At 66.1% G+C, this 13,336-nt stretch carries 6 protein-coding genes; 1 reads left to right on the forward strand and 5 read right to left on the reverse strand.

All coding sequences use genetic code 11. The features are described 5' to 3' along the window. Positions 1 to 369 precede the first annotated feature (369 nt). From AC1DCZ_RS16125 to AC1DCZ_RS16135, 3 genes are read right to left on the reverse strand one after another with little or no spacing between them, the layout of a single operon-like run. On the reverse strand, positions 370 to 4,053 hold the full coding sequence (locus tag AC1DCZ_RS16125; RefSeq protein ID WP_476975491.1) for a 1,4-alpha-glucan branching enzyme: 3,684 nt from the start codon (positions 4,051 to 4,053) through the stop codon (positions 370 to 372). A gap of 1 nt (position 4,054) precedes the next feature. After that, positions 4,055 to 5,851: a maltose alpha-D-glucosyltransferase gene (gene treS / locus AC1DCZ_RS16130; RefSeq protein ID WP_476894229.1), complete on the reverse strand. Its 1,797-nt coding sequence runs from the start codon at positions 5,849 to 5,851 to the stop codon at positions 4,055 to 4,057. Beyond that, a complete protein-coding gene (locus AC1DCZ_RS16135; protein ID WP_476975492.1) occupies positions 5,848 to 7,929 on the reverse strand; it encodes an alpha-1,4-glucan--maltose-1-phosphate maltosyltransferase in 2,082 nt (693 codons plus the stop codon). The genes treS and AC1DCZ_RS16135 overlap by 4 nt, the downstream gene beginning before the upstream one ends. 152 nt (positions 7,930 to 8,081) lie before the next feature. On the opposite strand from AC1DCZ_RS16135, the gene glgP reads away from it, so the two are divergent. After that, a complete protein-coding gene (glgP, locus tag AC1DCZ_RS16140; protein WP_476975493.1) occupies positions 8,082 to 10,700 on the forward strand; it encodes an alpha-glucan family phosphorylase in 2,619 nt (872 codons plus the stop codon). Between the two features lie 126 nt (positions 10,701 to 10,826). Here glgP and AC1DCZ_RS16145 read toward each other — a convergent pair whose 3' ends face one another. After that, complete coding sequence (locus AC1DCZ_RS16145; RefSeq protein ID WP_476975494.1) at positions 10,827 to 11,183, reverse strand: barstar family protein; 357 nt, start codon at positions 11,181 to 11,183, stop codon at positions 10,827 to 10,829. A gap of 27 nt (positions 11,184 to 11,210) precedes the next feature. Continuing rightward, complete coding sequence (glgX, locus tag AC1DCZ_RS16150) at positions 11,211 to 13,325, reverse strand: glycogen debranching protein GlgX (RefSeq protein WP_476975495.1); 2,115 nt, start codon at positions 13,323 to 13,325, stop codon at positions 11,211 to 11,213. Positions 13,326 to 13,336 lie beyond the last annotated feature (11 nt).

Consider the following 13,336-nt stretch of genomic DNA (forward strand, 5'->3'; position numbering starts at 1 on the left):
CGCAACCTGGCCAATCCAACCAATTCAATACAATAAATTGGTATCAACAAACTTGGCACACTATTGAGTTCTCAAACAACAGACACACCCGGCACCACCACAACCACACGGTCACAGATCGCTCCGGAGCAACTTCCCAAACTTACCCGGCCGCTTCACCCTAGTCAAATCGGCATCTCCGACTCAGTGTTGCCGTAGGCTTCTGGGTCTTTGTGGCCGTTCAACTCCGGGGAGCAGCGCGGAAATAAACTCTACCACCACTCGGCGCCGGTGACAAAGCGCCCGCAGTGGGGGCACTGAAAAGCCCGGAATCACGCGGATTCCGGGCCCTTCATTCACGGCCGCTGCTGGCGTCAGCAGGAGGACGGTCTAGCCAAGCGGCTTGAAGTAGGCAGCTCCCAGCGGGGGCAGCGTGACAGTCAGCGAAGCCGGCTGTCCGTCGAGGCCGCCGTCGGTCGCCGTCAGGGTGCCGCTGTTCTCCACGCCGGAACCGCCATAGGTGGCGGCATCGGTGTTCAGGACTTCCTGCCAAGCGCCGGCCGCCGGTACACCCAGGCGGTAGTCCTCGTGGGGGCCGCCCGAGAAGTTCATGGCACACACCAGAGGGTTCCCGTCGGCATCACGGCGGATGAAAGTGAGCACGTTCCGGTCCGAGTCACCGCCGTTGATCCACTGGAAACCGTCGGGATCGTTGTCCCGCTCGTACAGTGCCGGGGTGGAACTGTAGAGCTCGTTCAGGTCCTTCGTGAGAAGCTGCATTCCGCGGTGCGCCGGAATGTCGGCGAGCCACCAGTCGAGCCCGTGCTGCTCGGACCACTCGGCTTCCTGGCCGAACTCGGTGCCCATGAAGATCAGCTGTTTGCCGGGATGCGCCCACTGGTAGCCCAGGAAAGCGCGGAGGTTCGCCAGCTGCTGCCAACGGTCCCCCGGCATCTTGCGCAGCATCGATCCCTTGCCGTGCACAACCTCGTCGTGGCTGATCGGCAGGAGGAAGTTCTCCGTGAAGGCGTAGACCATCGAGAACGTGATGGTTCCGTGGTGCCACTTGCGGTTGTAAGGATCCTCGGCCATGTACTTGAGCGAGTCGTGCATCCAGCCCATGTTCCATTTGATGCCGAAGCCCAGGCCGCCCTGGCTCGTGGGAGCCGTGACGCCGGGGAACGCGGTGGATTCCTCGGCGATCATGACAGCGCCGGGGTGGGTCTTGTAGACCGTGGCGTTGACCTCCTGGAGGAAGGAGATGGCCTCCAGGTTTTCGCGTCCGCCGAAGCGGTTCGGCTGCCACTGCCCCTCCTCGCGTGAGTAGTCGAGGTAGAGCATTGACGCGACGGCGTCGACGCGCAGCCCGTCGATGTGGAATTCCTCAAGCCAGTAGAGCGCATTGGCCACGAGGAAATTGCGCACTTCGCTGCGGCCGAAGTCAAAGATCAGCGTTCCCCAGTCGGGGTGCTCGCCAAGGTTCGGATCGGCGTGCTCGTAGAGGGGTTCGCCGTCGAAGCGGGCCAAGGCCCACTCGTCCTTGGGGAAATGGGCCGGGACCCAGTCCAGCAGGACGCCGATGCCGGCCTGGTGAAGTTCATCCACGAGGTGCCGGAATTCGTCCGGGTGCCCGAAGCGCGACGTTGGCGCGAAGTAGGACGTGACCTGGTAGCCCCAGGACCCGCCGAAGGGGTGTTCGGCCACGGGCATGAACTCCACGTGGGTGAATCCCAGCCACTTGACGTACTCCACCAATTCCTTGGCAAGCTCACGGTAGTCGAGGCCCACGCGCCAGGAGCCGAGGTGGACTTCATAGACGCTCATGGGCGAGTTGTGGGGATCCCGGGCAGCCCGGGCCTGCATCCACTCGTCGTCCTTGAAGGCGTAGGAAGGCTCCACGACGCGGGACGCTGTCAGCGGCGGGATCTCGGTTCCGAAGGCCAGGGGGTCAGCTTTCTCCACCCAGTATCCGTGGCGGGTCCGGATTTCAAACTTGTAGCACGCCCCTGCTACAACGCCGGGAATGAACAGTTCCCATACCCCGGTGGAGCCGAGGGAGCGCATGGAGAATGCCCTGCCGTCCCAGCCGTTGAAGTCGCCCTTGACGCGCACTGCCTGGGCGTTGGGAGCCCACACGGCAAATGACACACCGTCCACGTCGCCCATAGAGGACTTGTAGTGCTGGACATGGGCGCCGAGGACGTCCCACAGTCGCTCGTGCCGGCCCTCGCCGATCAGGTGCAGGTCCACCTCGCCGACGGTCGGGAGGTAGCGGTAGGGGTCGTCGGCAGCTTCCGGCTCGTGTCCCTCGTAGGTCACTTCGAGGCGGTAGTCCGGGACGTGGCCCTGCTCCAGCGGTTCCAGAACCGCCACCCAGACGCCGCCGGATTCGTGCGTCATGGGGACGGTGCCCGCCGCCGTCACGACGGAGACGGCTTCCGCCAAGTGCTTTACCGTCCGGATCGTGACGTGCCCGTGGTCGTCAAGGTGCGCTCCCAGGACAGAGTGGGGCGCGTGGTGTTCGCCGGACGCGACCCTCGCAAGGGTCTCCGCGTCCACCGGGAGTGGAGCGCCGGGCCGTTCGATACGTGCTGATCCTGTCATTTTTATACCTTCCGCTGCGGCTTCGGCGACTACGCCGGAACCTGTACTGCCGAGGAGACGACGCGATGCGTTTACTGGAATTGAGAGCCAGTCCGGCCTGTTCCTTAGTTCATAAATGACTTCATAGAGGGCTTTGTCGAGCCATAGCGCCACGAAAAGCGGCGAGTCGCGGTCGATTCCGCCGGGAATGACTTCGGCGTAACCGGCCACGAAAGCCTCGGCGCAATCATCCACCCAGGTCGCCGGCACCTCTGCGCCGGGACGCTCGCGCACGGCGGCGCCGGCTGCGTAGTCGAAGGACCGCAGCATGCCCACCACGTCGCGGAGCGGAACATCGGGGAAATTGCGTTCCGAGATCGGCCGGAGCGGCTCCCCCTCAAAGTCGAGGATGGCCCAGCGCGGACCGTTGCCGGCGCCGCCCGGAACCTGCAGGATCTGTCCGAGGTGGAGGTCGCCGTGAATGCGCTGCAGGGGTCCGGTGCTGCTTCCTTCCAGCCGCTTGAGGAGACTGTCCAGCCCGTCCCCGTAGGGCCCGACGGCGTTTCCGGCCTGGGCCCAGGACTGGCGAACCCGCTGGGCTACTCCGGGCGCGATGTCGGCGCCGGGGACAGCCTCGGAGGCTGTGCCGAGCGCCTGGGCGAGCCTGCGGTGCACAGTGGCTGTGGCGGCGCCGAGCGCGTGCGCCTCGTCGACGAACGCCGTGCCGTTACTTGCCGCGTCGACGGCGAGGCGCCACGCGTCGAGGCCGCCGGCGAGGAACTCGTGGGCCACAGCCAGTTCGCCCTGCACGGGACGGGCGCTACCAGCCGGGTCCCCCGTTGCGGCAGCCCATTCGCCGGCGACCCAGCCGATCGTGGCCGGGACCTCAGCGGTCCGGCCGGCCGTCAAGGCGGCGCCGATTTCCACTTCGGGGTTGTGGCCTTCGGAGAGTACGCGGAAGAACTTCACGATGGCGGCCGATCGGCCGTCGTCGACGATCACTGAAGTGTTGGACTGCTCGCCGGAAAGCACCTTGACCTTGCCGGTGGCGAACGGCAAGCGGTAGCCGGATTCGACGAGGTGGCCCGTGGCGTTACCGGAGGGCGCCGTGCCGCCTTGGCGCATGAGCTCTAGCCAGGCGGCGACGAAGGCGGCGTCGTGGACGCCGTCGTAGATCCAGCGGTGCCCGTGCGTGCCGGCGGCGCCTTGTCCCGGAACGTCTCCGATCAGGGCCGGCTCCGCTCCGGGCAGCGGCGCGCTGCGCACGCTGAGCGGCACCTGGACAATGTCGGTGCGGTCGCCGTCGGGCGTGGGATACGTCACTGCTACCAGCAGGACCTCCAGCTCCGCCTCCCCGGTGCCGTCATCGAGCCGCAGGCCGCCGGCCGGCTCGAACGTGAACTCCGCGCTTTTGACCGGGAACCAGCGCTGGCGCGGAAGCCAGGCGCCAAGCAGTCCGCTGAGGGCTGGGGTGAGGGTCGGTCGGTTCATCTCAGCCTTCGATGGACAGGATAGGCATCGCCTGCGTGTAGGGGGAGGCCGGGTTGGAGGCCGCCGAGCGGATCCGCAGCCAGAAGAAGTCGTGGCTGCCCAAGGTCAGCGTCAAGGTGCCGTCCTCTCCGATGGCGGGGAACGCCTGGCCGCCGAAGACATCCCGGAGGCCGCGCCCGGCATATTTCGGCACCCGCAAGGTGGTGGCGACGGGGTGCTGGGAGAGGTTGAAAGCGCACAGGATGCTTTCGCTGTCTTCGCCGGCCGAGTTACCTTCGGGAAGTTCCCGAAGGTAGGCGAGGACGACGTCATGGTCGGCCTCGACGTGCTTGAACGTGCCCAGTCCGAAGGCGGGGTGGTTCTTGCGGACACTCAGGATCTGCCGGGTCCAGCGCAAAAGCGAGCCCGAGTGCGCGGCCTCCGCCTCGACATTGGCCATGCTGTAGTTGTAGACGAGCGACTGGATGACGGGAAGGTACAACTTGCCCGGGTCGGCGCTGGAGAAGCCCGCGTTGCGGTCCGGGTTCCACTGCATCGGCGTGCGGACGGCGTCGCGGTCCTCGAGCCAGATGTTGTCGCCCATGCCGATCTCGTCCCCGTAATAGAGGAACGGGCTGCCCGGCAGGGACAGCAGCAGGGCGTTGATGAGCTCGATTTCGGAGCGGGAGTTATCCAGCAGGGGGGCCAGCCGGCGTCGGATACCGATGTTGGCGCGCATGCGCGGATCCGGCGCGTACCAGCCGAGCATCGCGGCGCGCTCATCGGACGTGACCATTTCCAGCGTCAGTTCGTCGTGGTTGCGCAGGAAGGTGCCCCACTGGGCGCCTTCGGGGATGTCCGGGGTGTCCTTCATCGTCTCGATGATCGGCGCTGCCTTCTGGTCCCGCAGCGCGTAGTACAGCCGCGGCATGATCGGGAAGTGGAACGCCATGTGGCACTCCGGTTCCTCTTCGGTGCCGAAATATTCGACCACTTCCGCGGGCGGCTGGTTGGCTTCGGCGATGATCACGCGGCCGGGGTAGCTTTCGTCGACCATTTTGCGCAGCTTGCGGAGGAATTCGTGGGTCTGCGGCAGGTTCTCGCAGTTCGTCCCCTCTTCCTCAAACAGGTACGGGATGGCGTCGGCGCGGAAGCCGTCGATCCCCTGGTCGAGCCAGAACCGCACGACGTCGAAGAGCGCGTCGATGACCTTGGGGTTCTCGAAGTTCAGGTCCGGCTGGTGGCTGAAGAAGCGGTGCCAGAAGAACTGGCGCCGGATGGGGTCGAAGGTCCAGTTGGATTCCTCGGTGTCCACGAAAATGATGCGGGCGTCTTCGTACTTTTCGTCCGTGTCACTCCACACGTAGAAATCGCCGAAGGGCCCGTCGGGATCCTTGCGCGACTCCTGGAACCACGGGTGCTGGTCCGAGGTGTGGTTCAGCGGGAGGTCGATGATCACGCGGACGCCGCGGGCATGGGCTTCCGCCACGAGGCGTTTGAAGTCGCTGATGGTGCCGAATTCGTCCAGCACGGAGTTGTAGTCGGAGATGTCGTAGCCGCCGTCGCGGAGCGGGGACTGGAAGAACGGCGGGAGCCAGAGGCAGTCCACGCCGAGCCACTGCAGGTAGTCCAGTTTGTCGATCAGGCCGTGGAAGTCGCCGGAGCCGTCCCCGTTGCCGTCCGCAAAGCCCCGGACCAGGACCTCGTAAAACACCGCTTTGCGGTACCAGAGAGGATCGTGTTGGAGGCCGGGTGCGTTCAGTTCAAAGGATCCCTTCGAGCTGTAGTGCTGGTTGGGGTTTGACGGGCTGAAACTCACTGGTGGTGCCTCCGGATGCTAAGGATGTGGGCGGGTTCGACATGTGCGTCCAGCCGGACGTAGTTGTACTCCCCCCATTCCCAGCTCTCGCCGGTTAAGAGATCGTCCACCACGAACCCTCCATTGTGCGTCAGGTCCTCCGGATCCAGCTCCAGCGCGGCCAGGTCCAGGGAAACGGTGCTCTCCCGGATGCCGTGCGGGTCCACATTGACGGCGATGATGAGGGTGTCCTTCGTGCCGTCGGGGAGCGTCTTGTGCTTGGAATACACCACGGTGGCGTTGTCCGTGCTTTGGTGCAGTGTCAGGTTCTGCAGGTCTCCCAGGGCCGGGTGGGTGTGCCTGATCTCGTTGAGCCTGGTCAGGTACGGTGCAAGCGTCCGGCCGGATTCTGCCGCCGCGTCCCAGTCCCGGGCCTTGTATTCGAATTTCTCGTTGTCGATGTACTCTTCGGCTCCGGGGCGGGCAACGTGTTCGTAGAGCTCGTAACCGGCGTACACACCCCAGATCGGGCTCGCCGTGGCGGCCAATGCGGCACGGATCTTGAACGCGGCCGGACCGCCGTACTGCAGGTACTCGGTGAGGATGTCAGGGGTGTTGACGAAGAAGTTCGGCCGGAAATAGGCCGGGGATTCGTGGCTGACCTCCTGGAAGTACTCCTCCAGCTCCTCCTTGGTGTTCCGCCAGGTGAAGTAGGAGTAGGACTGCTGGAAGCCGGCGCGGCCCAGTGCGTGCATCATGGCGGGACGGGTGAACGCCTCGGCGAGGAACACGACGTCGGGGTACTTCTTGTTGACCTTGGCGATCAGCCATTCCCAGAACCACACGGGCTTGGTGTGCGGGTTGTCCACCCGGAAGATCTTGACGCCGTGGCTCACCCAAAGGAAGACGATGCGCAGGATCTCGTTGGAGAGTCCCTCGGGGTCGTTGTCGAAGTTGAGCGGGAAGATGTCCTGGTATTTCTTCGGCGGGTTCTCGGCGTAGGCGATGCTGCCGTCCACGCGGGTGGTGAACCACTCCGGGTTGCTTTGTACCCAGGGGTGGTCGGGCGCGGCCTGCAGTGCCAGGTCCAGGGCGACTTCGAGCCCCAGTTCGCCCGCCCGCGCAACGAAGGCGTCGAAGTCTTCGAAGGTTCCGAGGTCCGGGTGGATGGCGTCGTGGCCGCCCTCCTTGGCGCCGATGGCCCACGGCGAGCCGGGATCGTGCGGTCCGGCCAGGAGGGTGTTGTTTGGCCCCTTGCGGTGCTGCGAGCCGATCGGGTGGATCGGTGGCATGTAGATGATGTCGAAGCCCATGCCGGCGACCGCGTCAAGGCGTTTCGCGGCGGTCCGGAAGGTTCCGGAGGTCCACTCACCGGTTTCGTGGTTGCGGACTGCGCCCTCGGAGCGGGGGAAAAATTCGTACCAGGCGCCCCGGCCGGCGAGCTCGCGTTCCACCAGCAGCGGGTACGGCTCGGAGACGGTTACGAACTCCCGGATGGGCTGGCGTTCGACGATGTCGGCCACCTCGGTGCTGAACCCGGCGGCAAGACGGTCTTCGGGCGTCCGGGAGGTGTCGGAGAGTACGACGACGGCCATCCGCAGCGTGCGCCGGTCCGCCGAGGGTCGGGCCGGGTCTTCGGACGCTTCCGAAAGCAGCGCGGCACCTTCGGCGAGCATCAGTTCGACGTCGATGCCGGCTTCGACCTTGACCTCGGCGTTGTGGTGCCATGTGCCGTAGCGGTCATGCCAGGCTTCGATGACGAAGGACCAGTTGCCCGTGGCGGGCGGGGTCAGGAGGCCTTCCCAGCGGTCCGTGCCCTTGCCCCTGTTGCCGCGGGGCGGGGCGAGGCGGACGCGTTGGCGCTCCTTGCCGCGGGGATCGAGCAGCACGGCGCTGACGCCTAGCTGGTCGTGCCCCTCCCGGAAGGCGGTGGCACCGACCACGAGGCTTTCGCCCGCAACGGCCTTGGCCGGGAACTTCCCGCCCTCGACGGCAGGCTGTACGGCTGTGATCGGAAAACGGCCAAATTGCAGGCCATCCGTGATCAGGGCCTTTGGCTTTTGCTTGGACACGGCACTGGTTCGCGAGTTATTCGTCACAGGCTCGACGTTATCTACAAAACGACGAGAATGCTAAGCCTGCTCAGGTTTTTTAGGGGCGTTTCGGGTTTTCGCCGAGGGCAAACCGTCATTTACGGGAAAGAATCCTAAACCCGTTCCCGGGCACCGAGTTGTCCGTTAGTGTTTCGCTGGTGAAGGCAATCCGCAGATTTACAGTCCGAACCGTTCTTCCGGAGTCGATCCGGCCGCTGGCCCGGCTCGCCACCAACCTTCGGTGGTCCTGGCACCGGCCCACCCGGGAGCTTTTCGAGGGGCTGAACCCCAAGATCTGGGCCGAAAGCGCCCATGATCCGGTCACGTTCCTGGGACTGGTCAGCCGGGAAGAACTCCAGCGCCTCGCAGCGGACCAGGACGTCGTGCAGCGCGTCCACGCCGCTGCGGACGATCTGGACCGGTACCTCGAACAGCCCCGCTGGTACCAAAGCCTGGGCGACGGCGCGCCGTCGTGCATCGCCTACTTTTCGCCCGAGTTCGGTATCACCGAGGTCCTGCCCCAGTATTCCGGCGGCTTGGGCATCCTGGCCGGAGACCACCTGAAGGCAGCCTCGGACCTCGGCGTGCCGCTAATCGGCGTCGGACTGCTGTATCAGGCCGGCTATTTCAAGCAGTCGCTGTCCCGCGACGCCTGGCAGCAGGAGACCTACCCCGTCCTCGATCCCGATGGGCTCCCCCTGACGCTGCTGCGGGAGGCCTCCCCGGACGGCAACGGCAGGCCGATCCAGATCTCCCTGCCCCTCCCCCAGGGCCGCAGGTTGCTGGCGCACGTGTGGCGGGCCGACGTCGGACGCGTGCCGCTCCTGCTGCTGGACTCCAACGTGCCGGGCAACGACGACGCCGCCCGCGGCATCACCGACCGCCTCTACGGCGGCGGCGGTGACCACCGGCTGCAGCAGGAGCTCCTGCTCGGCATGGGCGGGGTCAAGGCGCTGCGCGTCTTCCAGAAACTCACCGGGGTCCCCGCGCCGGAGGTGTTCCACACCAACGAGGGCCACGCCGGCTTCCTGGGCATCGAACGGATCCAGGAAATGATGTCCGCCGCGGAACCACTGAGCTGGGACGAAGCCCTGGCTGCCGGACGGGCCTCGACCGTGTTCACAACGCACACCCCGGTTCCCGCCGGCATCGACCGCTTCGAGATCTCCCAGATCCAGCATTTCTTCGAGGCCGGGCTGGCGCCGGATGTCCCGGTGGCCAAGATCCTGGATCTGGGCCGGGAAGACTTCGCCGAAGGCAACCCGTTCGTGTTCAACATGGCGGTCATGGGCCTGCGGCTGGCCCAGCGGGCCAATGGCGTCGCGAAGCTGCACGGCGTTGTCTCCCGCGGCATGTTCTCGGCCCTCTGGCCTGGATTCGACCACTCGGAAATCCCCATCACTTCGGTCACCAACGGCGTGCACGTCCCGACCTGGGTTGACCCGCGTGTCTCCCAGCTGGCCCGGGACCACTTCGGCGCCGAGGCGGAGGCGAAAGGCCGCTGGGACCTCGCCTACAACGTCACCGACGAAGAGCTCTGGGCGCTCCGCCGCGAAATGCGCGTGTCCCTCGTGGAGGACGTCCGGCGCCGCCTCCGGGCGGCCTGGAAGAAACGCGGCGCGGCCGACGCCGAGCTGGCCTGGACCGACTCGGTGCTGGATCCGGACGTCCTGACCATCGGTTTCGCCCGGCGCGTGCCGACCTACAAGCGCCTGACCCTGATGCTCCGCGACCCGGCTCGGCTCAAGGCCCTGCTGCTGCACAAGACGCACCCCATCCAGCTGGTCATCGCCGGGAAGTCGCACCCTGCAGACGACGCGGGCAAGAAGATGATCCAGGACCTGGTCCGGTTCACCGACGATCCCGAGGTGCGCCACCGGATCGCGTTCCTGCCCAACTACGACATCGCCATGGCCCGGACCCTGTTCCCCGGCTGCGACGTGTGGCTGAACAACCCGCTGCGCCCGCTGGAGGCCTGCGGGACCTCCGGCATGAAGGCGGCCCTGAACGGTTCCCTGAACCTTTCCGTCATGGACGGCTGGTGGGATGAGATGTACGACGGCGAGAACGGCTGGGCGATTCCGACCGCCAACAACGATGCGTCCCCCGAGGAACGCGACGACATCGAGGCGGCCGCGCTCTACGAACTGCTCGAAACGCAGGTTGCGCCGCGTTTCTACGGCCTCACGGTCTCCGACGGCGCCGGCGCTGCCGGGCCCTCGCAGCCCGGCCCGCAGAAGGTCCCCACGCACTGGATCTCGATGATCAAGCACACGATGTCGCACCTGGGCCCGGCGGTCTCCGCGGACCGGATGCTCAAGGACTACGTCAGCGTGCTGTACCGGCCGGCGGCCATCGCCGGGCGCCACGCCGTGGCGGAGAACTATGCCCAGGCAAAAGCCCTGGCGGCGTGGTCCTCCCGGGTCCGGTCCGCGTGGCCCCAGATCCAGGTGGAGCACGTGGACTCAGTGGGTGTCTCGGAGGACCCGCAGATCGGCGACCTCCTCCAAGTGAACGCCTATGTGGCCCTGCACGATCTTTCACCGGATGATGTGTCCGTGGAGGTCGCCTACGGCCGCGCCGAGGACAGCGATGAACTCGCGGACGTCACAGTTGCCGAGCTGAAAGCCGCGGAGGACCTCGGCAAGGGCCGCCATCTCTTCAGCGGCACCCTCGTGATCGACCGCTCCGGGTCCTTCGGCTACACGGTGCGCGTGCTTCCGAAGCACGAAGCCCTGGCATCCAAGGCCGAGCTTGGCCTGATCGTCAACGCCTAGCTTGTCGGCGGCGCCGCGGACCGGTCACCGGTTTGCGGCGCCGTTGCCGTCCGGTCGGTTAGTTCCAGCGCCCGCCGGCTACAGCGTCCCTCAGGTCCAGCGCCCGCCGGCTACCGGTTCCGCTGGCTACAGGCAGACGGCAATGACGGCCAGGCTCTTGCCGGCGTAAGCCTCGGCATCCTGGAGGGTTTCGCAGATGACGCCGAAGGAGCGGTCCGCCCGGAAGCCGGCCGGCACCTGCCAGATAAACGTCACCGGGAGCTGGCCAACATCCGTGACCTCGTCCGCGAAGTCGTGCAGCGAGTCGTTGAGGGCATCGAGGTCCACGCCGTCCTCTTCCGGGAAGTCCAGGATTTCCCGGAATGACTCCAGGACTGTCCGCCTGCTATCCGCGGCGGGGACCACGACGGAGCGGCGGCCGGCGTCGTCGATCTGATCCTTCAGTTCGTCAATCGTCCAGGTGTCTGCAGAGAAAATCTTCATGGTGTCCTTACGTGCCTGCGGCGGGGCTTAGGTGCGGTAGATGTTGATCGAATTGGCCTGGACGACGTCCCGTTCCCCGGAGGACACCCGGACGCCCTGGCGCCGGTCGTGGAGTTCCGAGGTGGTCAGGCGCAGTTCGAATAGCCGGTGGCCGGTGCCGTCATCGTTGCTGAGGGCGGGCAGCGTGACTTTGACGTCGTCGCCGCCGCCGTTGACCACCACCAGCCCGTCGACGTGGCCGTCGTCGGAGCCCAGCAGCAGCTGGACCACGCGGTGGCGGGGATCCTGCCAGCTTTCACCGGACATCGGTTTGCCGGTGGCATCGAACCAGTGCAGGTAGGACTGGTTCTCGCGGGCCGGGTAGTCGTGCGGCTGGCCGGCCAGGAACTCCTTGCGCAAACGGATGACCCGCTTGGTGGTGCGCAGCATCGAGTGGGATTCCGGGGTGGTGGTCCAGTCGATCCAGGCGAGGGGGTTGTCCTGGCAGTAGGCGTTGTTGTTGCCCTGCTGGGTCCGGCCGAGCTCGTCCCCGGCGTTGATCATGGGCACGCCCAGGGAGATCATGAGCGAGGCCATCAGGTTGCGGCTCGTCTGGGCCCGACGGGCAAGGATTTCCTCGTCTTCCGTCCGGCCTTCGAAACCGTGGTTGTAGCTGCGGTTGTCGCCGTGGCCGTCGCGGTTTTGTTCGCCGTTGGCCTCGTTGTGTTTGCGGTCGTAGGAAACCAGGTCCGCCAGCGTGAAGCCGTCGTGGGCGGCGACGAAGTTGACCGAGGCGAGCCTGGACCGTCCGGAGGGTTCGAACAGGCTGGCGGAGCCGGACAGGGCATCCGCCAGCCGGGCCACGGAGCCGCCGTGGCCGCCGGCGTCGATCGCGGCGCGGTCGGCGAGCCAGAAGCTGCGGACGGCGTCGCGGAAGTGGTCGTTCCAGTCCACCCAGCCGGCCGGGAACCGGCCCGTCTGCCAGCCGCCGTAGCCCACGTCCCACGGTTCGGCGATCAGCTTGGTGGCGGACAGGACAGGATCCGCGGCGATGGCGACCAGGAAAGGGTGCCGGGGGTCGAATTCGTTGGCTGCGTTGCGGCACAGCGTCACCGCAAGGTCGAAGCGGAAGCCGTCGATGTGGAACTCGGACACCCAGTACCGCAGCGAGTCCAGCACAAGCTGGACCACTCGTGGCTCCGCGAAGTTCAGGCTGTTTCCGCACCCAGTGGTGTCAACATACCTGCCGTGGCCGTCATTGCGGTAGTACTGCATCTCCCCGAGGCCGCGGAAGCTCAGGGTCGGGCCGTCGGTGCCGCCCTCGGCCGAGTGGTTGTAGACGACATCGAGGATGACTTCAAGGCCGGCGGCGTGCAGCAGCTTGACCATGCCCTTGAATTCGTCCTGGACTGCGTGTGCGCCGGCCGCCTGCGCGGCCTCGGTGGCGTAGCCGGGGTGCGGGGCGAAAAACGCGGCCGTGTTGTAGCCCCAGTAGTTCGTCAATCCGAGGTTCTGCAGATGCGGCTCGTCCACGTGGAAATGGACCGGCAGGAGCTGGACCGCTGTCACACCCAGTGAGATCAGGTGCTCGATCATGGCCGGGTGCGCCATGCCGGCATACGTTCCCTGCAGGTCTTCGGGGATGTCCGGATGCAGCTTGCTCTGGCCCCGGACGTGCGCCTCATAGATAATGGTGTTGCGCCACGGCGTGCGGGGGTTGGCGTCTGCGCCCCAGTCGAAGCCGCCGGCCATCCGGACGCTCGTGAGGAAACCGTCGCGTTCGTCCACGGCCCGCCCGTAAGGGTCCAGCAGCAGCGGCTGGCCGCCGTCGGCGTCAAAGTCCATGGCGGGCATGGACAGCGGGAGCGCCTCGTGTTCCGGGGAAGCCCGGAAACCGTAGCGTGTACCTGCGGGGATGCCCTCCACGATGCCGTAGTGGACACCGGAGGCGACGTTGGGCAGCGTCTTCACCTGCCACGTTCCCCCCGGTGCCTGGTAGGCGATTTCCAGGGTGGTGACGGCGGGCGCGTAGACAGCGACGTTGGCGAACGCACCCCGAGGGTCGTCCATTGCCGGCGACCCGGACAGCGGAACGCTGATCCCCAGCGGAAACGCCCGTGAGGCGTCTACGGTGGAAGCTGTATCTACAAAAGGCATAACCATTGCCTAAAGCT

It is taken from the genome of Arthrobacter sp. 10N418 (assembly GCF_056394725.1).

What these genes read in the sequence shown, in the direction of transcription:
- glgX (WP_476975495.1), bottom strand. Translation starts at nt 13,325, where the DNA reads ATGGTTATGCCTTTTGTAGATACAGCTTCCACCGTAGACGCCTCACGG.
- AC1DCZ_RS16125 (WP_476975491.1), bottom strand. Translation starts at nt 4,053, where the DNA reads ATGAACCGACCGACCCTCACCCCAGCCCTCAGCGGACTGCTTGGCGCC.
- AC1DCZ_RS16145 (WP_476975494.1), bottom strand. Translation starts at nt 11,183, where the DNA reads ATGAAGATTTTCTCTGCAGACACCTGGACGATTGACGAACTGAAGGAT.